This is a genomic window from Pseudoalteromonas sp. SWXJ133 (genome assembly GCF_015864365.1).
In the GTDB taxonomy this organism is placed as follows: domain Bacteria; phylum Pseudomonadota; class Gammaproteobacteria; order Enterobacterales; family Alteromonadaceae; genus Pseudoalteromonas; species Pseudoalteromonas arctica.
In genome coordinates this window covers 37,022-63,713 of record NZ_JADYXJ010000003.1, presented here as the reverse complement: position 1 = coordinate 63,713, position 26,692 = coordinate 37,022, and the positions used below count along the sequence as shown (strand labels likewise).

Genomic DNA, 26,692 nt, shown 5'->3' with positions numbered 1-26,692 from the left:
TTTTAGGAGAGTTTTATGGGATTATTAGTTAACGGCCAATGGCAAGATAAATGGTACGACACTGATTCAAGTAATGGTAAGTTTGAGCGCGAGGCGGCGCAGTTACGTCACTGGATAACTGTTGATGGTAGCGCTGGAATAACGGGCGAGGCCGGTTTTAAAGCACAAGCTAACAGGTATCATTTATATGTATCACTCGCGTGTCCTTGGGCTCACCGAACGCTTATATTTAGAGCGTTAAAAGGGTTACAAGATTTAATTACTGTGTCGGTTGTTAGTCCTGATATGCTTAATAGTGGTTGGGAGTTTGATACGCAAAACCACAGTACTGGCGATGCATTATTTAATAGTAATTACTTACATCAAGTGTATACAAAAAATAACCCTGAGTATTCTGGGCGAGTAACGGTTCCCGTATTGTGGGATAAAAAGCTGAATAAAATTGTTAGTAATGAGTCTGCCGATATTATACGTATGTTCAATAGTGCGTTTAATGAATTAACAGGTAATAAAGATGATTACTATCCTGAGGCACTGCAACCAAAAATTGACGAATTAAATGCACTGATTTATCCAAACATAAATAATGGTGTTTATCGTACGGGGTTCGCTACAACTCAGGATGCGTATGAAGAGGCATTTAGTGATGTATTTAAAGCACTCGATACAGTAGAGAGGATACTGAGCAAGCAGCGTTATTTAGCCACAAATGAACTCACAGAGGCTGATTGGCGATTATTCACCACGCTCATTCGGTTTGATAGTGTGTATGTTGGCCACTTTAAATGTAATTTACGCACAATTGAAAGCTACCCTGCTTTGAGCGGATACCTTAGAGAGTTATATCAGGTTAAGGGAGTAGCAGAGACAGTTGATTTTTACCACATTAAACGTCATTACTATTTTAGTCATACAATGATTAATCCAACACAAATTGTGCCAAGTGGCCCAAGTATTGATTACTTATCTGATCATGGTAGAAATGTTTAACGTTTAAGCAAAAAGCCTAACAAGCCAACCGTATTTTCTTACCAAGCTGGTTTCGCCTTTCCCCGCTTGTACAGCTGCACCGGCTAAAAAGGCACTTGTTAGTCCCACTTTAGTTGCGGCAAAACGCTTTAGTCTATATTGAAACGCTGCATGATGTTGGCGTTTCAGCTCACTGCGCGTGTCCATTTGATTACTCAGAGCATCAACGTTTTCATTAGGTGCTTTAATTAAGTAGTTAACTAACATAGTAATTTCCTTATAAGTTAAACAGTTGTTTTAAGCTTTTAAGTGTTTTACTAAAGCCAATTTTATTGCTTAGGTAAACCGTATTTTTCCAAAGCCATGCTAAACAAGCAACTTGCAGCAAAGTAGCTGTTGCAATACTTAGCCATACTGACCCAAAAAGATCATATACACCGTATCCAACAGCACCTAGAAATCCTGCCCACAACAAAACCAAACCACTGGCAAAACAGCCTAAAAATATAGTGATCAATGCAAGCGATCTAAGCGATAACCGCCATTCAGCTTTAGCAAGCTGATGGGTGATCTTTCCTTGAGTTTGGTAATCATCCTTGAGCTGCTTAGAGTACTCTAAAAGCTTTGCTACATGATCTTGCCAATCGTCCTTTTGGCTCTGCTGCTCAGTAGTTTGGTTTTGCGCTTCACCATCCTTGGCTGCGCTTGTTTGTGGGTTATTCATCACTGATTACTTACGACGAAATAGTGATGTAATCAGCATACCCGCAGCAAAAGCAATACCCGCGGTTGCTAATGGATTTTCAGAAGCAAATGCACGTGTTTTAGCTGTACATTCACTTAACTTTTCACGTGCAATAAGTTGTTTTTCGCTTAGTGCATCTGCTGAGCTAGAAGCGCCTTTACGAACACTGCTTTCAGCTGTTGCTGCTTTGCTCGAAAGTGCATCTACAGCATCGTGCGCCGCTGATGTTGCCTTCTCTGTAAGAGGAGATTCAGTATTTGTTAGTTTAACGTCAGGCTTAATATCTGAAGTTGTGTTTGGTTTCGTATTTGTTGTAGTAGCCATAATCAATCCTTAATAAGTTAAAAAATTTAAATAGTGATTTAGATTATGCAATGATTAAACCAAATTTAATTTTTAATTTAACATATTGAATATAAAGTATTTAACCTATTTTCTATTTGTTTTTTATAACTTGTAATTTGAAGAAAACAGTAACTATTACCACACGGCTAAGTAAATTTTACAAAAAAGTGAAGTACTTTAAAAATTGTAAATATTCATTGGTTATTCAGTAAATCAAGCGTGTGAAGTAAAAGTGATAAAAGCAGAATCGATATTTTTTTTCATCATAATTCCACTTTTCCCTCGTAATTCAAACGTTTCACTTGAGCCCTTATTTTTTCTAGCTTTGGTAGTCACTAAAGCTGGTCAGCTTACTTGACAAAATGGCTTGTCAAGCCCTAAACTGGAGCACTGTGGTAAAAAGTGGTTTTTAGTGGGTCACACTGGGTAAAAATAAACAAAAGTTGAATAAAACAATTTTAAAGTAGGTTTTTTATGTTTCGTGGCGCGAGTTCACTGAGTTTGGATGATAAGGGGCGTTTTGCGGTACCGACCAAGTACCGAGAATCTCTATTGTCTGAAGAGCAGGGAACAGTTATTTGTACCGTCGCATTAAATGAGCCGTGTTTATGGTTGTATCCGCTTGCTGAATGGCTTGAAATAGAAAGCCGTTTAGCGAAAATATCTAACATGAATCCACGAGCTCGGCGAATGCAACGTATGTTGCTCGGGAATGCCACTGAATATCAACTTGATAAAAATGGTCGAATTTTGCTTGCACCGTCACTGCGGGCTCATGCATCACTTGGCAAAAAAATCATGCTAGTTGGTTTGATGAATAAATTTGAAATTTGGGATGAGGCGCGTTGGCACGAGCAGATGCACCAAGATACTGAGCTTGAAAGGCTCGGCGATTTTGAACCTAACCAAGATTTAGATAATTTTACACTCTAACTGCACAAGAAAAGGCAAACAACAGCTAATGACAGCGCAATTTGAACACGTATCCGTATTAATGGACGAAACCATCGATGCCCTCGCAATTAAGCCAGACGGTATATACATGGACGGTACGTTTGGACGTGGCGGCCACTCTGGACAAATATTAGCACGCCTTGGTGATAAGGGGCGTTTGCAAGCTATTGACCAAGATCCACAAGCGATACAATCAGCCGAAAAATTTGCTGACGATCCACGCTTTGCAATTGCACATACTCGTTTCTCAAACTTATACGAAGTAGCAGAGCAAAACGATCTGATTGGTAAAGTGGATGGCATTTTATTAGACATTGGTGTTTCGTCGCCACAACTTGATGACGCTGCGCGTGGTTTTAGTTTTATGAAAGATGGTCCACTTGATATGCGTATGGACCCTACAACAGGTCGTAGTGCCGCACAGTGGTTAGCAGAGGCCGAGTTAGATGATATTACCCACGTAATTAAAAAGTTGGGTGAAGAAAAGTTTGGTAAACGCATTGCGCACAAAGTGCTTGAAGTTCGTGAGCACACGCCAATCACAACTACCAAGCAACTTGCTGACCTTGTCGATGAAGCAGTACCGGTAAAAGATAAGTTTAAGCACCCTGCAACACGTACTTTTCAGGCTATTCGTATTTACATTAATAGTGAACTTGAAGAGATTCAAACTGCGCTACAGTCAGCTGTTAAAGTGCTAAAACCAGGCGGACGTTTAGTGGTGATTTCGTTTCATTCACTAGAGGATCGCATTGTAAAACAGTTTATTAGAAAACAGAGTCGGGGAGAAGTGTTACCCAGAGGTCTGCCTTTAACTGACGCACAAATAAATAAAAATTTGACGTTAAAAGCAGTGGGTAAGGCTATTAAGCCAAGTACTGTTGAAGTAGAACGTAATCCACGTTCTCGTAGTTCTGTACTTAGGATTGCACAGAGGTTGGGATGAGTAAAAAAGCGAGCTATCGGCAACCTAATTTATTCTTTGAAATATTAAAAGGCCTAGGAGCTAACAAGCTAACCTCGGCCTTGTTGGTTGTGATATTCGCTTCTAGTTTAGCTGTTGTGCAAACAACACACTTAGCTCGTGGCCAACTTATAAAGCAAGACCAATTATTACAAGAACGTGATGAACTCGATTTAGAGTGGCGCTACTTACTTGTTGAGGAAGAATTTTATTCGCAACATGCACGCATTGAAGAAGTCGCCATATCACAATTAAAAATGAAACGACCTACGAGTCAAGATGAGCAGGTAATAATAGTACAATGAGAAATAGAGGCAAAAAACCAGTCACTAATTTAATCACATGGCGCTTTATGCTGGTGTGTACAGTTGTGTTTATGGTGTTTGTAACACTCGTATCTCGCGCCGCTTATCTGCAAGTGATAGAACCTGATAAAGCACGTTCAGAAAGTGATAAACGTACAGTACGCGTTGAAAAGCTCCATGTACAACGCGGAATGATTTTTGACCGTAACGGTAAAGAGTTAGCGGTAAGTGTGCCTGTGGTAAGTGTATATGCAGATCCTAAAGCATTACATAAATCACTTGTCTCCAAAGTGACCAAACAAGCGCATAAAAACGGTGAAGACCATTTATCATTAGCAGAAAACACTGCTGAACTTGATAAACGTACTGCACTTTATTATAAAAATGACTTACGCTGGCGTGAGCTTGCAGATGTACTGCGTATTGATCCTAAAAAGATTAATTCTCGCCTTTTAAACGATCCTTCACGTCGTTTTGTGTATTTAAAGCGCCAAGTTACCCCTGCTGTAGCAAATTATATTGGCGATTTACGCCTGCCTGGTATCCATTTACTAGATGAATCTAAACGTTACTACCCCGCAGGTGAAGTTACCGCGCATGTTATTGGTTTTACCAATATCGATGGTAAAGGCATTGAAGGCATTGAAAAGCTATATGAAAACGCTTTAACGGGCGAGGAAGGCCGCCGTACTATTCGTAAAGACGCCCAAGGGCGCGAAGTAGCAGTACTTGACGAACGTGAACGTGTAGAGCCTGAAAGCATAGAGCTAAGCATTGACCAACGTATTCAAGCTATTGCGTACAAAGCTGTTAAATCAGCAGTACTGACTTACAAAGCCACATCGGGCTCAGCTATGGTAGTTGATGTTAAAACCGGTGAAGTACTGGCAATGGTAAATAGCCCTTCATTTAATCCAAATAACTTAAGCGATGCTGCACCTCATAAGCGTCGTAACCGCGCAATTACCGATTTGTTTGAACCAGGCTCAACTGTTAAGCCTCTAGCCATTTTGGCTGGGCTAGACTACGGCGCCATTCAGGCAGATGATACGATTGATACCTACCCAGGTTGGATGCGTTTAGGTGGTAGTTTAGTTAGAGATACCCGAAATCACGGTGAACTAACACTGCGTGAAATATTAAAGTACTCTTCAAATATGGGGGTTGCTAAAGTAACGCAATTAGTACCTAAAGATTACCTTGTTGGTTTATACCAAAAAGTAGGATTTGGCAGTGACACAGGTACTGGCATGGTGGGTGAAAGCAGCGGTTTGTTTTATCCTAATCGCCGTTGGTCTGACTTTGAAATTGCCACTTTATCGTTCGGTTATGCGATTTCGGTAAGTACTGCACAAATGGCACGTTTTTACGCCATGTTAGGCGCTGGTGGAGTTAACCGACCTCTAACTATTTTAAAGCAAGATAATGTACCTGAAGGCGAACGTATTTTTAAACAAAAAGACGTAGAAGCCGTAGTGCACATGATGGAAAGTGTATTTGAAAAAGACGGTACTGCTCGCAACATAAAAGTTGATGGGTATCGTGCTGCTGGTAAAACAGGTACATCTAAAAAAGCCGTAGCAGGTGGTTATGGTGATGAATATGTAGGTTACTTTGCAGGTGTAGCGCCGGCAAGTAATCCTCGTTTAGCCGTGGTAGTTATGATTAATGAACCAGGTGGTGATGTGTACTATGGAGGTGCCACCGCAGGCCCTGCATTTGCAGAAATCATCTCTAACGCATTGAGAATATTAAACGTAGCGCCAGACAAGGAAGAGGTTGCATACATACAAGGTAAGGATAACGATGCGTGATTTAAAGGATATTTTAAAATACATCGAAATAAATGCGCCCTCGCAACTGGTAAAACATTTACGCCTTGATAGCCGTGAAGTAACGCCAGGTGATGTATTTGTTGCTATTAAAGGCCATGCACTTGATGGCGGTCAATTTATTAATAAAGCAATTGAAAATGGCGCAACAGCTATTATTGCTGACAGATTATGTGAATTTGAAACAAGTTTTGAGCCACTATATTTAGTCTCTGAGCTTGATAAAAGGCTTCCAGAATTAGCAAGTCGATTTTATAGCCAGCCAAGTCAGGCCCTTGATTTAATTGGTGTAACAGGTACAAATGGTAAATCAACCACCACAGCAATGATTGCCCACTTAGCGCAATTTTGCAGTACTGATTCGGCTATTATTGGCACTTTAGGTTATGGTCATCCGGATAACTTAATTCCACTGATTAATACCACACCTTCAACGGTTGATTTACAACATATTTTGAGTGATTTAAATTCGCAGCATAAAAAGCTGGTAGCCATGGAAGTGTCATCTCATGGATTAGTGCAGCAGCGTGTTGCTAAATGCGCGTTTAAAGCGGCTGTGTTTACTAATCTTTCGCGCGATCACTTAGATTACCATGGTGATATGGCAAGTTACGGTGATGCGAAACTAATGCTTTTCCGTGATTTTGAGCCGCAAGTTGTAGTGCTTAATCAAGATGATTCTCAAGCTGAGCAATGGCTTGAAAAGTATGATTTCAATAACCTAATCTGTTATGGCCGCAAAAACTTAGCCCCTAAGAATGCTCAGTACGTTTATTTTTCTGATGTTGAATATTCAAGTGAAGGTATTTCGGCTCAGTTATCGACTAGTTGGGGTGATATATCGATTAAATCGCCTCTGTTTGGCGAATTTAATTTATATAACTTAACGGCCGCGATCGCTACATTACTAGGGCTTGATTATCCGCTTGAGCAATTAGTTGCAGGTTGTGCGCAGTTACAGCCAGTAGCAGGGCGAATGCAAGCATTTAGCCAAGCAGGCATGCCGACGTGTGTTGTTGATTACGCACATACACCCGATGCACTTGCACTTGCATTACAAGCATTGCAGCTGCATGTGCCAGGTGGTGTAAGTTGTGTATTTGGTTGCGGTGGTGACAGAGACAAAGGAAAGCGTGCATTGATGGCGCAAGCTGCAGAGCAAAACGCTAATAAAGTTATTATTACCAGTGATAACCCTCGCTCAGAAAACCCTGATGACATTATTGCAGATGTAGCAGGCGGTTTAACCCATCCTCGAAATGCACATTTAGAGGCTGATAGAGCAACTGCAATTCGTTTTGCTATAGAAAATGCTACAGCTGATGACGTTATTTTGATTGCAGGTAAAGGCCACGAAGATTATCAAATTATAGGCGATAAGCGAATCGACTTTTGCGATCGCCGGTATGTACAAGAACAACTAAAAAAAGCAGTAAGAGGGATAACACAATGATCCCAATGGATTTTGATTGGTTAGCTAATGTGCTAACAACCGATTATCAAGGTGATAATCAACACGTGCTTAATATAAATACTGATACTCGTACAGTGTGCGATGGTGAAGTGTTTTTAGCACTGAAAGGGCCAAATTTTGATGGTCATAAATTTATAGCTGAGGCTAAACAAAAGGGCGCTATTGGCGTTATTGTTCAGCACAAAGTTGATGTAGATATTCCACAATTTATAGTAAGCGATACACGTATTGCACTAGGTGCAATTGGCACCGCTGTTATGGCACAAGTGGCGCCTAAAACAATTGCAATTACAGGGAGTGTAGGCAAAACCACCGTAAAAGAAATGTGTGCGGCAATTTTGTCGGTTCACGGTGATGTATTAGCTACTAAAGGTAATTTTAATAACGATATTGGCGTGCCACTAACATTGTTACGCTTAGAGCCACAACATCGCTTTGCTGTTATTGAGCTTGGCGCAAACCACTTAGGTGAAATTGCCTACACCACAGCAATGACAAAACCAGATGTGGCGGTAGTATGTAATGTAGCTGCAGCCCATTTAGAAGGTTTTGGTAGTTTAATGGGCGTCGCAAAAGCTAAAGGTGAGATTTTTGATGGCCTTAAAGATGACGGTGTTGCGATTGTTAACTGCGATAGTGAATTTAGCCAATATTGGTTAGATAAGCTTGAAGGGCGTAATGTTAAACGTTTTTCTACAACTAAAAAACTAGATATTTGGGCAGAGAACATCACGCTTGATGCCAATGCGCGTGCAAGCTTTACGCTTTGCACTAAAAACAAGCAAGTACCTGTTACTTTGGCACTTCCGGGTAAGCACAATATTAGTAATGCACTTATCGCTGCTGCACTGACTAGTGAATTTAATGTAACCCTTGAAGAAATAGCCAATGCACTTGCCACAATGGGGGATGTAAAAGGGCGCGTTAATTTAATTGAAGTGTCTGATTTACTCACCGTGGTTGATGATACCTATAATGCCAATGTTAAGTCGGTAAAAGCTGCGATTGACTTATTAAGTGACATGCAAGGTCACCGCATTTTAGCGTTAGGGGACATGGGTGAGCTAGGTGAAGATGCACGTAAGTACCATCAAGAAGTTGGTGAGTACGCACTTGAGCAAGGGATTGATGAGCTATTTACATTAGGTGTATTAAGTAAATACGCAAGTGATGTGTTTGAACTACCTAATCGCCACTTTTCGAGTCGCGAACAGATGCAGCAAAAAATTCAAGAAAGTATTAATAAAGTGAATACTAAAACAACAATAGTAGTGAAAGGGTCGCGCAGTTCTCGCATGGAATTATTAGTAACCGATTTAGTTAATGGCCAGCAACAAGCCATCAATGGAGTATCATAATGTTAGTTTGGCTGGCAGAGTATTTAACACAGTATTTTAGTGGTTTTCATGTTTTTTCGTATTTAACGCTACGTGCCATTTTAGGTATTTTAACTGCGCTAATTATGTCTCTTTATTTAGGGCCTAAATTAATCCGTAGTTTGCAACGTATGCAAATAGGTCAAACAGTTCGAGACGATGGTCCGCAGTCACATTTGTCAAAATCGGGCACACCTACCATGGGTGGCTTACTTATTTTAGCAGCTATTTTTACCAGCACGCTCCTATGGGCTGATTTATCGAATAAATATGTATGGGCAACGCTGTTTGTAATTGGCTCGTTAGGTATTGTTGGCTTTGTTGATGATTATCGTAAAGTTATTCGCAAAGATCCAAAAGGTCTAATTGCTAAATGGAAGTACTTTTGGCAATCGGTAATTGCATTAGTCGTAGCTACTGCTCTGTACTTTACCAGCGCACAAGCGTCTGAAACATCACTTGTTGTTCCATTTTTTAAAGATGTATTACCGCAATTAGGTTTGTTTTATATCGTACTTACGTATTTTGCGATTGTAGGTACTTCAAACGCGGTAAACTTGACCGATGGATTAGATGGCTTAGCCATTGTGCCAGTTATTTTAGTGGCTGCCGCATTAGCAATTATTGCGTACTTAACAGGTAATATTAACTTTTCGGCTTACTTACATATTCCGCATTTACCGCTGGCGAGTGAGCTTGTGGTTGTGTGTACCGCCATAGTGGGCGCAGGGCTTGGCTTTTTATGGTTTAACACTTACCCAGCACAAGTATTTATGGGCGATGTTGGCTCATTAGCACTTGGTGGCGCATTAGGTATTATTGCTGTTTTAGTACGCCAAGAATTACTGCTTATTATTATGGGCGGTGTATTTGTAATGGAAGCGCTATCGGTAATATTACAAGTGGGGTCGTATAAATTACGCGGACAACGCATTTTTAGAATGGCGCCGATTCATCATCATTATGAATTAAAAGGTTGGCCAGAGCCTCGCGTTATTGTGCGCTTTTGGATTATTTCTGTTGTGCTAGTGCTTACTGGCTTAGCTACTTTAAAGATTCGATAAATGCAGTACTTAAACGAGATAAAAAACAAACAAATAACAGTGCTCGGACTCGGTGTAACCGGTCTGGGCATTGTGCGTTTTCTATTATCTCATGGTCTCACACCAAAGGTCGTTGATAGCCGAGTAACGCCGCCTGGGGTTGATTGGTTAAAAGAGTACGCGCCAACTCTAGATACCCACTTCGGTAATTTGGATGACGCAGAGCTTTGTTCAAGCGATATGATTATCATAAGCCCAGGGCTTAGCTTAAAAATACCAGCTGTTGAAGATGCAATTAACGCAGGTGTTGAAGTGATTGGCGACGTTGAGTTATTTGCACGTATTAATACAAAACCTGTTGTTGCAGTAACGGGCTCTAACGGTAAATCAACCGTGGTGACGCTCGCTTATGAGGTGTTAAAAGAAGCCGGCTATAAAGTTGCATTGGGTGGGAATATTGGCACAGCGGTACTTGATTTACTCAATGATGATTTTGATGTGTATGTACTTGAGTTATCGAGTTTTCAGCTAGATACCACAACGAGTTTAAAACCAGTAAGTGCAACGGTATTAAATGTGTCAGAAGATCACCTTGACCGCTACGACAGTTACCAAGCTTATATAGACTCAAAGCTAAGTATTTATAATTTCGCAGAGCTTATTGTTGTCAACGCAGACGATAGTCAAACACATCCAGTTGAGCGCGGTACAACCCCTTTAATTAGCTTTGGTGCTCAACAAGGTGATTACCATTTAGCGCAGCACAATGGCGAAACTCACTTTATGGTTAAAGGCGATGCCTTTTTACCTGTTGATACGCTTGCGGTAGTGGGTAAGCACAATTATTTAAATACGCTTGCAGTAATGGCGCTCTTAAGTCCGTTTGAAGTAAGCAAAGAGCAATATAAAAACGCACTAGGTCAATTTAATGGGTTGGCTCATCGTTGCCAGTTTATAGCTGAGCTTAACGGTGTAAAGTATTTTAACGATTCAAAGGCTACCAATGTTGGAGCAACTATAGCTGCAATAGATAGTTTAGCTAGTGGCGGTGAAAATCTTATTGTTATTGCTGGTGGCGATGCCAAAGGCGCTGATTTAAATGCGCTTAAACCTTACATAGAGCAGCATGTAAAAGCATTAATTTGTTTTGGTAAAGATGCAAGTGACTTAGCTGCGATTACCAATAAGAGCTATTTAACTAACAACATGGAAGAGGCCGTTACTCTAGCCAAAGTACTTAGTAGTACTGGCAATATTGTTTTGTTAGCACCGGCATGTGCCAGTATTGATATGTATAACAATTATATGCAACGCGGCGATGACTTTGTTCAGTGCGTAACGGAAGGGCAATTATGATTGCTTTTGCCGATATAAGAGATGCACTAACACCTAAACCTTCTAATCAACTGTACGACGTACCGCTGTTGTACTGCGTAATCATGCTAATTGGTGTTGGTTTCATAATGGTGACCAGCGCATCAATGCCTACCGCAGAGCGGTTATTTGATGACCCATACCATATTACCATTCGCCACAGCATGTTTTTGGCAATGGCTTTTGTTCTTTTTTGGATAAGCGTTTGTGTGCCAATGGAGTGGTGGAAACGATCAAACCCTTATCTATTAATACTAGGCATGGTGCTATTAATAGCGGTATTGATTATTGGGCGTGAAGTAAACGGCGCTAAACGATGGATACCTATTGGACCTGTTGGTTTTCAGGTGGCTGAGGCCGCTAAGTTGTACTTTTTTAGTTATATTGCGGGTTATTTGGTAAGAAAACGCGAAGAAGTACAAGAAAATATTAAAGGCTTTGCAAAGCCAATTGCTGTATTTGCAGTGTATGCACTGCTTATTTTGCTGCAGCCAGATTTAGGCACAGTGGTTGTTATGTTTGTAACAACGGTTGGTTTATTGTTTTTAGCTGGTGCTAAGTTATGGCAGTTTTTTGTACTTATTTTAACGGGCGTTGGTCTGGTTGTATTACTTATTATTGTTGAACCATATCGTATGGCACGTGTTGTTGGCTTTTTAGACCCTTGGGATGATCCTTTTGGCAAGGGTTATCAGTTGGTGCAATCGCTAATGGCTTATAGCCAGGGTGGTTGGTTTGGTCAAGGCTTAGGTAACAGTGTACAAAAGCTACAATATTTACCTGAAGCACATAACGATTTTATTTTTGCCGTTATAGGTGAAGAACTTGGCTTAATAGGCGTTGTAAGTATTTTAACGGTATTAGCTACTTTAGTATTTAGAGCCTTATTAATAGGCCAACAAGCCCTTAAGTGCGGCAAGGAATACGAAGGCTACTTTTCATTTGCCATTGGTATTTGGTTTGCATTTCAAACCATGGTGAATGTAGGTGCGAGCGCGGGTATTTTACCGACGAAGGGTTTAACCCTGCCGTTTATTTCTTATGGCGGCTCAAGCTTATTAATTATGACGATTGCCACGGGTATTTTATTACGCGTAGATTTTGAAACCAAAATGGCAACCAAACAAGCCACCTCACGCGGAGGTAAGCGATGAGTAAAAAATTAGTAGTAGTGGCTGGTGGAACTGGCGGACACATTTTTCCCGGTATTGCAGTGGCCGATTATTTAAAACAGCAGGGCTGGCAAGTTAGCTGGATCGGCACACCAGATCGAATGGAAGCGAGCGTTGTACCTAAGCACAATATAGATATTAATTTTATTAATGTTAAAGGTGTTCGTGGTAACGGATTAAAGCGTCTTATTAAAGCCCCATTCATGGTAATTAATGCAGTATTGCAGGCGCGTAAGGTATTGAAAGAACAGCGTCCTGATGTAGTACTTGCAATGGGCGGTTATGTTACGGGTCCAACGGGAATTGCCGCAAAAAGTTTAGGTATCCCGCTGGTTATTCACGAGCAAAACGCTGTAGCGGGTATGAGCAATAAACTGCTAGCTAAGGTGGCTACACGAGTATTAGCTGCATTTCCAAGTGCTTTTGCACAGGGTCAAGCCGAGCTAGTAGGTAACCCAGTTCGCCAAAGCGTTATGAATATAGCCAAACGCGATGTATCAAGCCCTATTAATATTTTAGTAGTGGGCGGCTCGCTTGGTGCACAAGTGCTTAATCAAACATTACCAGAAGCATTTAAAGTACTAAATAATACAGCTCCAATAAGTGTATGGCATCAAACAGGTAAGGGTCATTTAACTACCGTAGAAGCCGCTTATAAAATGTATGCTTTTACAGGCAGTAATACAAAAATAGCTGAATTTATTGATGATATGGACGCAGCATATAACTGGGCTGACATTGTTGTTTGCCGTGCTGGTGCGTTAACTGTTAGCGAAATTGCAGCGGCAGGTAAAATGGCCGTTTTTGTTCCGTTTCCACATGCCGTGGACGACCATCAAACAGCTAACGCACAATATTTAGTGATGGCTAATGGCGCATTATTAATGCCACAAGGGCAGTTTAATAAACAATCAATTGTTGAACTATTAAGCCCGTATTTAGCCCAACCTTCATTAATTACTGAAATGGCTACAAATGCAAAAAAACAAGCCATTTTAGATGCCACAGCAAGCGTAGCAACGCACTGTGAGCAAGTAACAAATAAGAGAAAATAAGTGAAAGAAACGTCAGTACAAGAAAAACACACACGCCCTGCAATGCGCCGAATAGAAACCATTCACTTTATTGGTATTGGTGGAGCAGGTATGGGCGGTATTGCTGAAGTACTCGCTTTTGAAGGCTACCGTATTACAGGTTCTGACATTGCCCATAGCGCTATGACAGATCGTTTAATTAAAGCCGGTGCTGAGGTATTTATTGGCCATCATGAAAATAACGTGAAAGATGCCAATGTAGTCGTTGTTTCAAGTGCGATTGATGAAACAAATCCTGAAATTATTGCAGCTAAAGCCGCAAGAGTTCCCGTTGTGCGCCGCGCAGAAATGTTGGCTGAATTAATGCGTTTTCGCCACGGTATAGCGATTGCGGGGACGCATGGTAAAACAACGACAACAAGCTTAATTGCGAGTATTTATGGACAAGCAGGGCTTGATCCAACCTTTATTATTGGTGGCTTGTTAAATAGCGCAGGTAGTAACGCAAAAGTAGGCAAAAGTGATTTTTTAATTGCAGAAGCTGATGAAAGCGATGCGTCGTTTTTACACTTACAGCCAATGGTATCGGTGATCACAAATATTGAAGAAGATCACATGGATACTTATGGCGGCAGTCTTGAAAAAATGAAAGACACGTATGTAGATTTCATCCATAACTTGCCGTTTTATGGTTTAGCTGTTGTATGTATTGATTCTGAAGTTGCTGCTGAACTTATCCCGCGTTTTGGTCGCCCAGTTATCACGTATGGCGAATCGAAGGATGCTGATTACCGCATGAGCGACTTTAGCCAATCAGCTAATACATGCAGATTTACAGTAACTAACAAGCAAGGTGAGTGTTTAACTGCCACGTTGAATATGCCAGGTAGACACAACGCACTTAATGCAACCGCTGCGATTGCTGTGGCAAAAGATCAAAACATTACGAATCATGCAATTTTAGAAGCGCTGCAGAAGTTTGAAGGTATTGGTCGTCGTTTTCAACACTATGGTGAATTTGAAAACGAGCGTGGCAATGTGATGTTAGTTGATGATTACGGGCATCATCCTTCAGAAGTTGCAGCAACAATTGCAGCAGTACGTGAAGGTTGGCCTGATAAGCGTTTAGTAATGGTATATCAACCTCATAGATTTTCCCGTACACGCGACTTATACGAAGATTTTGTAAAAGTACTTGCTGATGTAGATCAGTTGCTACTGCTTGATGTGTATAGCGCTGGTGAAGATCCTATTGTGGGCGCAGACAGCAAAAGCTTATGCCGTAGCCTTCGTCAACGTGGCAAAGAGCCGCTGCATGTGGCAACAAATGCAGAGCTTGCAGGCGTTTTGGCCGCAAATTTACAAAATAATGATTTAGTATTAACCCAAGGCGCTGGTAATATAGGTCAGTTAGTTAAAACATTAGCTGCGACGGGTATGTCGATAGAAAAACTTAAGCAAGGTGAAGTATGACTCAGGTAAACACACAGTTTGGTAAAGTAGCGGTACTGCTAGGTGGTAAATCAGCAGAACGTGAAGTGTCTTTACGATCGGGTCAGGCTGTTTTAAATGCGCTGCAAAATAGTGGCATTGATGCAATTGCATTTGACCCACAAAGTCGTTCTTTGTGGGAGTTAAAAGAATTAAATGTAGAGCGCGTTTTTATTGCTTTGCATGGTCGTGGTGGCGAAGACGGAACTGTACAAGGTGCTCTTGAATTTATGAACCTGCCTTACACGGGCAGTAATGTACTGGGTTCAGCACTTGCAATGGATAAAGTACGTTGTAAGCACTTATTTAAATCAGCGGGTTTAAGCACTGCACCTTATACCGTAGTTGACGCTAAAAAAGGCTTTGACGCTGCAGCTATTATGGGTGAGTTTAAAAAGGTAATGGTTAAGCCATCGCACGAAGGCTCAAGCATAGGTATGGCGCAAGCAAGTACAGCACAAGAACTTGAAGACGCACTAGCTAATGCATTTAAGTTTGATAATCAAGTGCTTGTAGAGCAGTGGATCACGGGACGTGAATTCACAGTTACAGTGCTTGGCGATGAAGTACAACCAGTCATTGAAATGACTACGCCAAATGGTTTTTACGATTACCAAGCTAAGTATCAATCAAATACAACGCAGTATCATTGCCCTGCAGATTTATCAGAGCAAGATACTAAGTACTTACAAGCTATATCGCTAGATGCATTTGATTTAGTGGGCGCAAGTGGTTGGGGTCGTGTTGATGCGATGCAAGACGAGCAAGGTAATTTTTACCTGCTTGAAGTAAATACAGTACCAGGCATGACTGAAAAGTCGTTAGTGCCAATGGCGGCAAAAGCGAATGGGGCAACTTTTGAACAATTAGTTGTTCGCATTTTAGAGCAAACGCTTTAATATGCATCCCCTTTTAGAAAAAGCTCAGGAAATCAAACTGAAACTTAATTGGTCTTTGATTTTTGGTGTGAGCTTTTTTCTGATTGTTGTAATTGGCTTAGTGCAAATTACGACAGGTGTATCGGATTGGTTAGTTGAAAACAAGGATGCTCAAATTAAGCACCTTACAGTGCAAGGGCAGCCTAAATACACAGATGAAACGGCAATTATAAAAGCGATTAAAAAAGCCGATTTAAGTAGTTTTTTTGAACTTGATGTTAAGCATGTGCAGCAGCTAGTACAAGACTTGCCCTGGGTTGCTACCGCTTCGGTACGTAAACAATGGCCTGATACTATACAAGTATATGTTGTTGAACATGAAGTAGTAGCACATTGGAATAGCGACTTATTGCTCAACCAAAGTGGTCAAGCATTTCAAGCCAACAGCGATAAGTTAGATGATAACTTACCGCAGTTATACGGCCCAGAAGGCAGCGAAGAGGAAGCGTGGATTGCTTTTAAGCAATTTGATGAAATGCTAAAAGTTAACGGCTTAACGTTAACAAGTTTGGCATTGTCGGAGCGCTTTTCGTGGCAACTATGGTTAGATAACGGAATACGTTTGAATTTAGGACGTAAAGATAAAGCCAAGCGTGTACAACGTTTTATAGACGTTTATCCACGAATGGAACAACGTGCAGATGCACAAGTAGATACAATAGATTTACGGTATGATACCGGCCTTGCAGTCAGCTTTAAGCCAGTGCAAGAAGAACAATTACAAAATAAGAGTAAGGCATGACTAAGTCAGCAGAAAGAAACCTAGTAATAGGGTTAGACGTTGGCACCTCGAAAGTGGTTGCCACGGTAGGCGAAATCACCGCAGATAACAAGCTCAGCATTGTTGGTGTGGGCAGCCAAGTATCTCATGGTATGGATAAAGGCGGCGTTAACGATTTAAACTTAGTGTCTGAGTCTATTCGCCGAGCAATAGATGAAGCCGAGCTAATGGCTGATTGTCGTATTAGCTCTGTGTATTTGGGTATTTCTGGCAAACATATACAGTGTCAAAACGAAAGTGGCGTGGTGGCAATTAACAACACTGAAGTCACTGACGAAGACATTGAAAATGTAATTCATATTGCGCGCTCTGTGCCTATTTCGGCAGAGCGTAAAATGCTGCATGCATTGCCGCAAGAATACAGTATCGACATGCAAGAGGGCATTAAAAACCCACTTGGTATGAGTGGTGTTCGTATGGAAGCGCGTGCACATATTATTACGTGTTCAAACGATATGGCAAAAAATATCGAGAAATGCGTAGAGCGCTGTGGTCTTGAAGTTGATCAACTTATCTTTACTGCTTTAGCATCATGTTATTCAGTGCTTACGCCAGATGAAAAAGAGCTTGGTGTTGCAGTACTTGATATAGGGGGCGGTACTATGGATATCACCATTTATATTAATGGTGCATTGCGTCACTCTGCGGTTATTCCAGTGGCGGGTAACCAAGTTACTGGTGATATTGCAAAAATATTTCGCACACCTATATCACATGCAGAGTCACTCAAAGTACAATACGCATGTGCCAGTAGCCAAATGGCAAGTAGCGAAGACACAATTGAAGTACCAAGTGTGGGCGGGCGACCAGCAAGGTTAATGTCGCGCCATACATTATCTGAGGTGGTAGAGCCTCGTTTTAGAGAATTATTTGAGCTTGCGATGGAAGAAATTCGTCGTTCAGGCTTAGAAGACCAAATTGCGGCAGGTCTCGTTATAACAGGCGGAACTGCTAAAATGACTGGCGCGATGGAAGTGGCAGAAGATATCTTCCAAATGCCAGTAAGAATAGGCAAGCCAATCGGGATGGTTGGTTTGACAGACTATGTAGATGATCCTTCGTACGCAACCGCTGTTGGTTTGTTACAATACGGGCGTACCATGCAATCGATGAATGCACAAAAGTCGAAAGCAGAGGATAACAATAATTGGTGGAACCGCATTACTAAATGGTTCCAAGGCGAGTTTTAAGACTCAAGTCGGAGAGTAAACATGTTTGATATAATGGAACAACACAGCGAAGAAGCTGTAATAAAAGTAATCGGCGTGGGCGGTGGTGGCGGTAACGCTGTTGAGCACATGGTTAAACAACAAATAGAAGGCGTGCGTTTTATAGCCGCTAATACGGATGCGCAAGCATTACGTAACTCTGCTGCCGATATTACAGTTCAGCTAGGCACGCAAATAACCTCTGGGTTGGGTGCGGGCGCAAACCCTGAAGTAGGCCGTAAGTCGGCTGAAGAAGATGCAGATACAATTCGTGCCAGTCTTGAAGGCGCCGATATGGTATTTATTGCAGCCGGTATGGGCGGTGGTACAGGTACTGGTGCAGCACCAGTAGTTGCTAAAATTGCTAAAGAACTCGGTATTTTAACCGTTGCAGTTGTAACACGTCCTTTTGATTTTGAAGGTAAAAAACGTGCAGCAGCCGCTGAACAAGGCATTAATGAATTGTCAGAAATTGTAGATTCACTTATTACAATTCCGAACAATAAATTGCTTAAAGTTTTAGGAAAAGGGACTACACTTCTAGATGCCTTCGCTAAAGCTAATGACGTATTATTTGGTGCGGTACAAGGTATAGCAGAGCTAATTACACGTTCTGGTTTAATTAACGTGGATTTCGCCGATGTTAGAACTGTAATGTCTGCAATGGGTACTGCAATGATGGGAACGGCGTCTGCGTCAGGTCCTGATCGTGCACAAGAAGCAGCAGAAGCGGCTATCTCAAGCCCACTACTAGAAGACGTTGATTTAACAGGTGCTAAAGGTATCTTAGTTAATATCACCGCAGGTATGGACATTGCGATTGAAGAATTTGAAATTGTTGGTAATCACGTTAAAGCACTTGCGTCAGAAAACGCAACGGTTGTTGTTGGTGCGGTAATCGACCCAGAAATGACTGATGAGCTACGTGTAACGGTTGTTGCAACTGGCTTAGGCGGCGATCGTCGTCCACAGTTTGGTATTGTTGATAACGGCTTTAAAAAAGCATCAGGTTCTGATGTTGCAAGCACATCAAACCAAACGAGCAGCATGTACGTACCAAGCTTTGCAAGCCAAGATACAAATGCTGAAGAAAGCACTGATAAAGCGCAAACGCAAAGCAAAGAAAAAGCGCCTTCAACTAGTTCAAGCAGTGCATCAAGTTCTTCAGCGCAAAACAGTAAGAAAGTAGATAAATCAGAAGGCGGTGATTATTTTGATATTCCCGCTTTCTTACGCAAGCAGGCTGATTAATATTTAATCATACTTTTGTTTGATGTACGTACAAATATTGAAAGGCAAAAGGATTTATGTTAAACTCCGTCGTCTAACTGTAACTGATTTAAAAGTGAGCATACCTATGATTAAACAGCGTACGATTGCAGAAGTAGTCAAAGCCATAGGAATTGGACTTCATAAAGGTGAGAAGGTCACAATAACTCTCCGACCTGCGAGCGCAAATACTGGGATTGTATTTCGTCGTGTCGACCTTGATCCGGTTGTTGATTTTGAAACAACACCTGAAGCCGTTGGTGATACGCAGTTGTGTACCTGTTTAATTAACAAAGATGGTGTTCGCTTATCAACTACTGAGCATCTTATTGCAGCCGTGGCTGCAATGGGGATTGATAATCTAATTGTAGAATTAGATAGCTCAGAAGTGCCGATTATGGATGGTAGTGCATTACCATTCATATATCTGTTACAAAAAGGCGGAATTGAAGAGCAAAACGTTGCTAAACGCTTTATCCGTATTAAAGAAAAAGTACGCATTGAAGAAGGTGATAAGTGGGCTGAAGTTGAACCATATGATGGTTTTCATATCGACTTTGAGATTGCATTTAACCACCCAGCTATCAATGAAAGTCGCCAACGTATTGGGTTGGATATAACAACGCAAAGCTTTATTGAAGAAATTAGCCGTGCGCGTACTTTTGGATTTATGAAAGATATTGAATACATGCATGCAAACAACCTAGCGCTAGGTGGTAGCATGGATAGTGCTGTGGTACTTGATGAGTTCAAAGTTTTAAATCCTAACGGTTTACGTTATAGCGACGAGTTTGTTAAGCATAAGATATTAGACTGTGTTGGTGACATGTTTATGACAGGCCATAATCTTTTAGGTAAAGTAACTGCATTTAAATCGGGTCATGATTTAAATAATAAATTACTTCGTAAAATTATGGCTACAGAGTCAGCATGGGAGTGGGCAACATTTGAAACGCCTGTGACGATGCCTGCACCCGGTCTTGAGTTAGCTCCAGCCTAAAAGCAGTAAAAGAGCAGCTCGAAAAACAGTTATAAAAAATGACGCTAATTAGCGTCATTTTTTTGCGTGAAATTTAATAGCTCTATAATTTATTATAACTCCAAAAGAGCTTGTAACTGATTTAAACTAGCTACGGTATAGGTTGGCTTTATTCCGTCGGCTAATTGCTCACCAGGGTGCTGTAACCAGCAAGTATCAATACCAACATTGTTGCCGCCAAGTATGTCACTTGCAGCAGTATCACCCACCATAAGTATCTCGCTTTTATCTGGGTTACCCATTAGCTCAAATGTGTGCTCGAAAATCGCTTTATTCGGTTTTGCTATACCTACAAGTTCAGATATAACTAACCATTCAAACATATCTTTTAAGCCAGTATGCTCAAGGCGTACGGTTTGTAAGCGGGCAAATCCGTTAGTAATAATACCTAATCTAGTATTTGGTTTAAGTTTATTTAAAAGCTCAATAGCACCAGGTAATGGCTCGCAAATTTGCGCCATAGAATCTAAAAAAGCATCGTTTAGCTCTTTTGCTGGCACATTAAGTTTTGAAGCCCACTCATTAAAGCGTGTTACTTGTAAGTAATCTGCGCTAATAGTGCCATTTTGATAATCAACCCACAGCTGCTTATTGGTTTTTTGATAATGAATATAATCGTCTTGGCTAAAATCTACGTTGTAAGCTTTAAACATGCGAGTCATGCCCGCTAAAATATCAAACCTAAATAAGGTTTCGTCTGCATCAAACAATATATAGTTGTACTTCATTAAACTTCCTAAATTAATTTGTTTGGCTGTATAGCTCAGGGTGTAAAAAAGGCGCCATAGCTAAAGTGAGTGCTTGTGTATAGGTACTTTCGCGCGTGGCATGATTGTTGGTAAGTAGACCAATAGCGCCACCTTTTTGTTTAACGTTGGTGGTATTAAATGCTTTGTCCATTACATCGCCAAGTTCTTCACCTTTAAGTAATGCATTATAAAGTACTTGGGGTAGAGGAAGGTTGCTGCTACGCCCTACAACTTGATTTAAGGCATTATCAATAACAACGTAAGCAAAGGTTGCTGCACCATAGCTAAATTGTTCTGCACCGCCTTCCATTGCAACGTAATAGTGAGCTTGGTGGTGCTCTTTACAATAATTAACACGGTTTTGCGCGCCAATACGTGTTTCGTCTTCGCCAATAGGCTGATCGGGCACGTCTGAGGGAGCATTCACACCTTCACAGTCAATGATACATTCTGGAAAATACATAGTAAAAATATGTTTAGCGGCATTTATTTTTACAGGATTTTTAGAACCGACAATAATTTTTAATTGTTGTGACATGCTGATCTCACCTTGAGCAAAATCAGCAGTGTACGTGAGTTAGCTTTAACAAAAAAGAGTCGGTAATCAAATAGGTAAATCGAGTGGTGCTAGGTTTTCCAGTGCACGCTTTTTCAAAATAATATCTTTAATTAATGGGGTAAGCACAAGCTCCATAGCCAAGCCCATTTTGCCGCCTGGTACTACAAGCGTATTAATACGAGACATAAAACTGCCTTCGATCATGCGTAAATAATAAGGAAAATCAACATCATCAATCCCTCTAAAGCGAATAACGACAAAGCTTTCATCTAGCGATGGAATATCTTTGGCACTAAATGGATTTGAGGTATCAACGGTCGGCACACGTTGAAAATTAATATGGGTGCGAGAAAACTGAGGGGTTATATGATTAATATAATCATCCATACTGCGTACAATAGAGCCCATAACCGCTTCGCGGGAGTGGCCTCGTTCGGATGTATCGCGTATTAATTTTTGAATCCATTCAAGGTTAATAATAGGTACCATGCCTATTAATAAATCGACATGCTTTGCAACGTTTACATCTTGATCAACTACACCACCGTGTAACCCTTCATAAAACAAAATATCAGTATTACTATCAAGGTCTTGCCAAGGAGTAAATGTACCCGGTAATTGATTGTATGGGACGGCTTCATCAAAGGTGTGTAAGTATCGGCGTAACTTACCTTGGCCTGTTTCACTATAGTTTTCAAACAACGCTTCTAAAGCACCAAAGTCATTTGCTTCTCGGCCAAAGTAACTAATGTGTTTATTTTCTTGTTGTGCTTCACGTACTTTTTTATCCATTTCAGGGCGAGTGTAACGATGAAAGCTATCTCCTTCGATAAAAGCCGCTTCAATATTAAGGCTACGGAAAATATGTTTAATTGCATTGGTTGTGGTGGTTGTACCCGCACCAGACGAACCCGTAATCGCAATAATAGGATTTTTAGCTGACATGTTAATTCTCTTTTTTAGGACCAGGTTTTATAACCAGACTAAACTTAACATTATTTTAAGCCGTTTGGGTATCTTAAGAGTTGACTGACTTAGCTCAAGTGACGTCATCAGCAAATAACGTTATCATGAGGTGCTTAAAATTAAAACGAGAGAAAGCATGAAACTTATTAAACCATTACTTGGGATATTTTCTATAGCAGCGATTAGCCCAATTATGGCGCAGGCTAGCATGCCAAAAAGCCAAGTATTACTTGCTTATTTAAATACGCCTTATGGGGTGCAAGTTAGTATAGTGAGTGATAAAAACAGTTATAACAACCAACCGCACTTAACAAGTACAGGTTTATACTTTACTCATGAGGTGATTGCAGGTGAGCAAAGCCAAACCGATATTGCTTATTACGATTTAACATCAAAAAAAGTTATTAATATCAGTAACTCTCCCGTAAGCGAATATTCACCAACGGTTATGCCAAGTGGTGATGCAGTATCAGCGATTGTTGTAGAGGCAGATGGTAAGCAAAAACTGTGGCAATACCCACTCAAAAGCGAAGATGCGCCAAGTCGTATTTTTGATTGGATTGAACCTGTTGGGTACCATGCATGGGGTGTTCAAAATGATTTAGTGATGTTTATTTTAGGAAAGCCTCATACTCTTCAATATACTTCTGTTGCACAAGCGAAGGGGAAAATAGCTGCCAGTAATATTGGCCGAACGCTTATTTATAACAACTCTACGGCTGCATTTTTATTTAGTTACACTAAAAACGAGCAACATATTTTAGCGAGTTTTAATCCACAAGATAAACAAGTTGAAGACCTACTAAGGTTACCTGCTCAAGTTCAAGATTTTATTTTGAAAGATGATGCAACTATCGCTTATGCTATTAAAAACCGCGTTTATCAGCGTAAACTTGATGGAAGTAATGAAGTATCGCAATGGCTTAATTTAAGCACCTACTGCGAAACAAATATAACAAGAATGAGTTACAACAATGAAAAACTCGCTTTTGTATGTGATATAACGCAGTAAAGCAGACAAATAAATTCAGATTTTATTGTGTGTATGCGTTAATCTAATACGCAAATTAACTAATAGGGATTACACGTGGCTTATAGTGCAGACGAGCTGACAGAACAGCTCATTAAATTACAGTGTAGAAGTAATTTTAAGATTAAAAATATTGCAGAGTACATGTTAGTAAACTCTAAAGAAGCATTTTATACCCACAGCGAAAGCGGTAAGGGTAAAATAGTAATTCGCCCAGCATTTGAGGTGTTTAGCGATGACTTTAGTGATATTGATGGCGTAACGCGTGCGCAAGGCTACTTTCATAGTAGCGAGATGACACGCTTTCCTACACGTATTTTTAAAAGTACTCAGCCTATTCACTACGGTGTGGCATTTAAAATAAACTCTGAGCAAGCAGCAAAAGACTTTATAGCCAAGCTAACTATGATTATTGGTAACTAATAAAACATAAACGTAAAAAGCCGCTGAATTTATATTCAGCGGCTTTTGTGTTTTTATAGCTTAATAAACCTAAGGGTTACTTACTTTTTAAGAAGCTATTAACCGATTCTAGTTCACGTGTTTTAAGCGCGATACAATCGTTTGTGCTTTCTTCAAGCTTACTTAATGTACGAGCGTAACCGGCTACATCAGCTACTTTTTCGTTAAAAAAGGTCTTTGTTTTAGCTAAGCTTTCTGCATTACAACTCGCCGTTGTAAAGTACGGTAAGTTAGGAATAAAGAAAGGCGGTAAGCTTGCTGTTACTTTATCGTAGTTACTGTAAACCCAGTCAATAAATAACGCTTGGCGCTCATCAGTATAACTTTGACCTGACAAAATAGTACGCATGTCAGATGCAGTTACTTCATCCGTTAAGCTATAAGCTAATACCGCTTTTTGTAATTCAGGTTTACCAAAAAAGCCCATTGCAGCAAGCATGTTAGTGCGTACTTGTGGATCTTTCGTTGTTTTAAACGTTGTCATGAATTGATCAAGCAGCGCTTTGTCACCATGAAAAGCAGCAAGAGTTAAGTACGTACCGGCTAAGTAAGGATCTACTTTTTGTGGATCATTTAAATAAACTTGTGTTTGTTCTTTCGCTTTATTAATGACGTTTTGATCTTCACCATCAAAACCTAAGCGTGATACTACGGCCGCACGAAGTTGTGCAATAGCTCCGTCTTCTCCCGTTTTAGCTTCTAAACCATATTTTTTAGCTGCAGGCGTTACTGCACCGCGAATAAATTCAGGCCATAGGTCTTTATTGCTATCGTCTTTAAAAGTACGTTGTTGCGATACTAAGTAACCTAGTGCGGTATTTGCTACGCGAGGGTGGCTATCGCTTACGAACACTTCAAGTGTTTGCATTAACTTAGCAGCAGATATAACACCAGCGTCAAGTAGTGCATCAGTAGCCGATAACAACGCTAAGCGTTCACGGTCACTCAGTACGCTTGGCGCCTTTTTAACAAGTGCGCTAAATTGTGCGTCATCCATTACCCAGCGGTAGTAGCCTAGTGCACCCTGATCTGGATAAATCCATTCTGGTTCAAAGTCTAAGTCTAGTGTTTGGCTTTGTTTATTAAGTAATACATTTGCTGTTTTTACTTTATCGCCAGCACCATATTTAATTGCAACCGGTACATTCCATAACTGCTCTGGCGCATCAACGCCTGCATTTACAAAGCGGCTTTGTGAAATAGTTACTTTGCTGCCTTGTTGAGTTACTTTAACTAACGGGAAAGAAGACTGTTCAATAAACGATTTTAAAACACTCGCTACGTCTTTATTTGATGCTTTACCAAGTGCTTCCCACAGGTCGGCCGCTTCTGCATTTTTATATGAAAACTCTTTTAAGTAGCTTTGAATACCTTTTTGAAATGCATCTTCGCCAATCCAGTTTTCAACCATAGCAAGTACCGAGCTGCCTTTACTGTAAGCAAGACCTAAACCATCCATAATGTCAGCTTCGGTTTTAATTGGCTTACGAATAGGCTTGGTGCTTAGGCGTGCATCAAGTGCCATTACGTTGTTTTGTGGCAGGTCTAAGTGCGATTCAAACTCAGGGTTAAGCTGCTTAGTAATTTTTGCAGCCATCCAGCTAGCAAACGCTTCGTTTAACCATAAGTCGTTCCACCATTTCATGGTTACTAAGTTACCGTACCATTGGTGAGCAAGTTCGTGAGCAATAATTGATACATTACGTTGTTTTTTACTGCGTGTTGCGGCAGCTAAATCAACCAATAAAATATCTTCTCGGTAGGTTACTAAGCCTGAGTTTTCCATTGCGCCAAATGGAAACTCTGGTACCGCTACTGAGTCTAATTTTTTGTAAACGTAAGGAATACCAAAATACGCTTCAAGTGCGCCCAGTACTTTTGGCATGTTTTCTTTTGCGTATTGGGCTAAGTGAATTTTACCTTGAGGGGTAATTACACGACCAGGAATTGGCATACCTTTAATTTCTAATTCTTCAAACGGGCCAACAGCCATTGCTACTAGGTATGAAGGGATTGGCGGTGTTTTATCAAAAAAGTGTGTGGTCATATCGCCATTAACTGTTGTTTTTAACTCTGGCGTATTTGAATATACTTTTTGTGATGTAGGCGCAGTAATCGTTAACTGAAATGGAATTTTGTAACTTGGCTCGTCAAAAACAGGAAATGCACGGCGTGCATCACTCATTTCAAATTGAGTAAATAAGTAAGGAGTGCCTTGGTCTAATGTTTTGTATAAACCAACACTTTGACGGTTATATGGCGCTGAAAAATCAACTTTAAGTGTATATTTACCTGGTTGAATTTGCTCATCACAGCTAAATTTTACTTTACCTGTTTTAAGCATTTCGTTGTTTAAATCACAGTTTTCGTCGCCAAGCAGTTGCGCCATTTTAACAGCGTAAGCTACGCCATTTAACTCAATGTATTTTGTTGGTTTTAGTACTTCTAGGGAAATCTCAGTCATCCCTGTGAATGTATCTTGGCTCGGGTCGAGTGTTAACGACACCTGTTGTGAACTTGGTTTTGCGAGTTTTTCAATAACGAATTCGTTAGCGTTTGCAGCACCCATTGCTAAAGTAACGCTCACTGTTAAGAGGCTTTTAAGAAACATAG

Annotated in this window: 26 protein-coding genes; 19 read left to right on the top strand and 7 right to left on the bottom strand. The window is 40.6% G+C overall.

Annotated elements, in window-relative coordinates:
- The first annotated feature begins 15 nt into the window (after positions 1 to 15).
- A complete protein-coding gene (locus tag I6F40_RS03175) occupies positions 16 to 990 on the top strand; it encodes a glutathione S-transferase family protein (RefSeq protein ID WP_166377022.1) in 975 nt (324 codons plus the stop codon).
- A 3-nt stretch (positions 991 to 993) separates the two neighbouring features.
- On the opposite strand, the gene I6F40_RS03170 is transcribed toward I6F40_RS03175, so the two are convergent.
- The 3 genes from I6F40_RS03170 to I6F40_RS03160 are packed head-to-tail and all read right to left on the bottom strand — an operon-like array spanning position 994 to position 2,038.
- Positions 994 to 1,236: a hypothetical protein gene (locus tag I6F40_RS03170; RefSeq protein WP_166377021.1), complete on the bottom strand. Its 243-nt coding sequence runs from the start codon at positions 1,234 to 1,236 to the stop codon at positions 994 to 996.
- Between the two features lie 10 nt (positions 1,237 to 1,246).
- Positions 1,247 to 1,693 (bottom strand): threonine/serine exporter, encoded by a 447-nt coding sequence (locus I6F40_RS03165; protein WP_166377020.1) that lies wholly within the window; start codon positions 1,691 to 1,693, stop codon positions 1,247 to 1,249.
- Between the two features lie 6 nt (positions 1,694 to 1,699).
- Positions 1,700 to 2,038, bottom strand: coding sequence for a DUF883 domain-containing protein (locus I6F40_RS03160; protein ID WP_166377019.1), 339 nt, complete (start codon positions 2,036 to 2,038; stop codon positions 1,700 to 1,702).
- Positions 2,039 to 2,533: 495 nt separating this feature from the next.
- Here I6F40_RS03160 and mraZ point away from each other — a divergent pair, with 495 nt between their 5' ends.
- The 16 genes from mraZ to lpxC all read left to right on the top strand — a co-directional run bounded on the left by mraZ (position 2,534) and on the right by lpxC (position 20,274).
- Entirely contained in the window at positions 2,534 to 2,992 is a 459-nt protein-coding gene (gene mraZ / locus I6F40_RS03155; RefSeq protein ID WP_166377018.1) for a division/cell wall cluster transcriptional repressor MraZ, read from the top strand.
- Positions 2,993 to 3,020: 28 nt separating this feature from the next.
- Positions 3,021 to 3,959: a 16S rRNA (cytosine(1402)-N(4))-methyltransferase RsmH gene (rsmH, locus tag I6F40_RS03150; protein WP_166377017.1), complete on the top strand. Its 939-nt coding sequence runs from the start codon at positions 3,021 to 3,023 to the stop codon at positions 3,957 to 3,959.
- Positions 3,956 to 4,282, top strand: a complete 327-nt coding sequence (ftsL, locus tag I6F40_RS03145; RefSeq protein WP_007582915.1) for a cell division protein FtsL — start codon at positions 3,956 to 3,958, stop codon at positions 4,280 to 4,282. Before rsmH ends, ftsL begins: the two co-directional genes overlap by 4 nt.
- Entirely contained in the window at positions 4,279 to 6,096 is a 1,818-nt protein-coding gene (locus tag I6F40_RS03140; protein ID WP_166377016.1) for a penicillin-binding transpeptidase domain-containing protein, read from the top strand. Before ftsL ends, I6F40_RS03140 begins: the two co-directional genes overlap by 4 nt.
- Positions 6,089 to 7,567, top strand: a complete 1,479-nt coding sequence (murE, locus tag I6F40_RS03135; protein ID WP_166377015.1) for a UDP-N-acetylmuramoyl-L-alanyl-D-glutamate--2,6-diaminopimelate ligase — start codon at positions 6,089 to 6,091, stop codon at positions 7,565 to 7,567. Before I6F40_RS03140 ends, murE begins: the two co-directional genes overlap by 8 nt.
- Positions 7,564 to 8,946: a UDP-N-acetylmuramoyl-tripeptide--D-alanyl-D-alanine ligase gene (locus tag I6F40_RS03130; RefSeq protein ID WP_166377014.1), complete on the top strand. Its 1,383-nt coding sequence runs from the start codon at positions 7,564 to 7,566 to the stop codon at positions 8,944 to 8,946. Before murE ends, I6F40_RS03130 begins: the two co-directional genes overlap by 4 nt.
- A complete protein-coding gene (mraY, locus tag I6F40_RS03125; RefSeq protein WP_197192476.1) occupies positions 8,946 to 10,028 on the top strand; it encodes a phospho-N-acetylmuramoyl-pentapeptide-transferase in 1,083 nt (360 codons plus the stop codon). Before I6F40_RS03130 ends, mraY begins: the two co-directional genes overlap by 1 nt.
- The gene (murD, locus tag I6F40_RS03120) at positions 10,029 to 11,363 is read left to right on the top strand and encodes a UDP-N-acetylmuramoyl-L-alanine--D-glutamate ligase (protein WP_197192475.1); all 1,335 of its coding nucleotides are present in this window, start codon (positions 10,029 to 10,031) and stop codon (positions 11,361 to 11,363) included.
- The gene (gene ftsW / locus I6F40_RS03115) at positions 11,360 to 12,535 is read left to right on the top strand and encodes a cell division protein FtsW (protein WP_166377011.1); all 1,176 of its coding nucleotides are present in this window, start codon (positions 11,360 to 11,362) and stop codon (positions 12,533 to 12,535) included. Before murD ends, ftsW begins: the two co-directional genes overlap by 4 nt.
- Complete coding sequence (murG, locus tag I6F40_RS03110) at positions 12,532 to 13,608, top strand: undecaprenyldiphospho-muramoylpentapeptide beta-N-acetylglucosaminyltransferase (protein ID WP_166377010.1); 1,077 nt, start codon at positions 12,532 to 12,534, stop codon at positions 13,606 to 13,608. The genes ftsW and murG overlap by 4 nt, the downstream gene beginning before the upstream one ends.
- Entirely contained in the window at positions 13,609 to 15,060 is a 1,452-nt protein-coding gene (gene murC, locus I6F40_RS03105; protein ID WP_197192474.1) for a UDP-N-acetylmuramate--L-alanine ligase, read from the top strand.
- Positions 15,057 to 15,977 carry a D-alanine--D-alanine ligase gene (locus I6F40_RS03100; RefSeq protein ID WP_166377008.1) on the top strand — a complete coding sequence of 307 codons (921 nt, stop codon included), beginning with the start codon at positions 15,057 to 15,059 and terminating at the stop codon, positions 15,975 to 15,977. The genes murC and I6F40_RS03100 overlap by 4 nt, the downstream gene beginning before the upstream one ends.
- Before the next feature lies 1 nt (position 15,978).
- On the top strand, positions 15,979 to 16,758 hold the full coding sequence (locus tag I6F40_RS03095; RefSeq protein WP_166377007.1) for a cell division protein FtsQ/DivIB: 780 nt from the start codon (positions 15,979 to 15,981) through the stop codon (positions 16,756 to 16,758).
- Entirely contained in the window at positions 16,755 to 17,987 is a 1,233-nt protein-coding gene (gene ftsA, locus I6F40_RS03090) for a cell division protein FtsA (protein WP_010554299.1), read from the top strand. Before I6F40_RS03095 ends, ftsA begins: the two co-directional genes overlap by 4 nt.
- Before the next feature lie 21 nt (positions 17,988 to 18,008).
- Positions 18,009 to 19,256: a cell division protein FtsZ gene (gene ftsZ / locus I6F40_RS03085; RefSeq protein WP_166377006.1), complete on the top strand. Its 1,248-nt coding sequence runs from the start codon at positions 18,009 to 18,011 to the stop codon at positions 19,254 to 19,256.
- Positions 19,257 to 19,362: 106 nt separating this feature from the next.
- Complete coding sequence (lpxC, locus tag I6F40_RS03080) at positions 19,363 to 20,274, top strand: UDP-3-O-acyl-N-acetylglucosamine deacetylase (RefSeq protein WP_007582940.1); 912 nt, start codon at positions 19,363 to 19,365, stop codon at positions 20,272 to 20,274.
- A 92-nt stretch (positions 20,275 to 20,366) separates the two neighbouring features.
- Here lpxC and yjjG read toward each other — a convergent pair whose 3' ends face one another.
- The 3 genes from yjjG to I6F40_RS03065 all read right to left on the bottom strand — a co-directional run bounded on the left by yjjG (position 20,367) and on the right by I6F40_RS03065 (position 22,566).
- Positions 20,367 to 21,041 carry a pyrimidine 5'-nucleotidase gene (yjjG, locus tag I6F40_RS03075; RefSeq protein ID WP_166377005.1) on the bottom strand — a complete coding sequence of 225 codons (675 nt, stop codon included), beginning with the start codon at positions 21,039 to 21,041 and terminating at the stop codon, positions 20,367 to 20,369.
- Between the two features lie 13 nt (positions 21,042 to 21,054).
- Positions 21,055 to 21,600 (bottom strand): inosine/xanthosine triphosphatase, encoded by a 546-nt coding sequence (gene yjjX / locus I6F40_RS03070; RefSeq protein WP_166377004.1) that lies wholly within the window; start codon positions 21,598 to 21,600, stop codon positions 21,055 to 21,057.
- Positions 21,601 to 21,666: 66 nt separating this feature from the next.
- The gene (locus tag I6F40_RS03065) at positions 21,667 to 22,566 is read right to left on the bottom strand and encodes a phosphoribulokinase (RefSeq protein ID WP_166377003.1); all 900 of its coding nucleotides are present in this window, start codon (positions 22,564 to 22,566) and stop codon (positions 21,667 to 21,669) included.
- Positions 22,567 to 22,723: 157 nt separating this feature from the next.
- Here I6F40_RS03065 and I6F40_RS03060 point away from each other — a divergent pair, with 157 nt between their 5' ends.
- Together I6F40_RS03060 and I6F40_RS03055 are read left to right on the top strand one after the other, a co-directional pair.
- Positions 22,724 to 23,599 carry a hypothetical protein gene (locus I6F40_RS03060; protein ID WP_197192473.1) on the top strand — a complete coding sequence of 292 codons (876 nt, stop codon included), beginning with the start codon at positions 22,724 to 22,726 and terminating at the stop codon, positions 23,597 to 23,599.
- A 75-nt stretch (positions 23,600 to 23,674) separates the two neighbouring features.
- On the top strand, positions 23,675 to 24,040 hold the full coding sequence (locus I6F40_RS03055; protein WP_024592890.1) for a hypothetical protein: 366 nt from the start codon (positions 23,675 to 23,677) through the stop codon (positions 24,038 to 24,040).
- 76 nt (positions 24,041 to 24,116) lie between these two features.
- On the opposite strand, the gene I6F40_RS03050 is transcribed toward I6F40_RS03055, so the two are convergent.
- Positions 24,117 to 26,690 carry a M1 family metallopeptidase gene (locus I6F40_RS03050; RefSeq protein ID WP_197192472.1) on the bottom strand — a complete coding sequence of 858 codons (2,574 nt, stop codon included), beginning with the start codon at positions 26,688 to 26,690 and terminating at the stop codon, positions 24,117 to 24,119.
- Between the last annotated feature and the right edge of the window lie 2 nt (positions 26,691 to 26,692).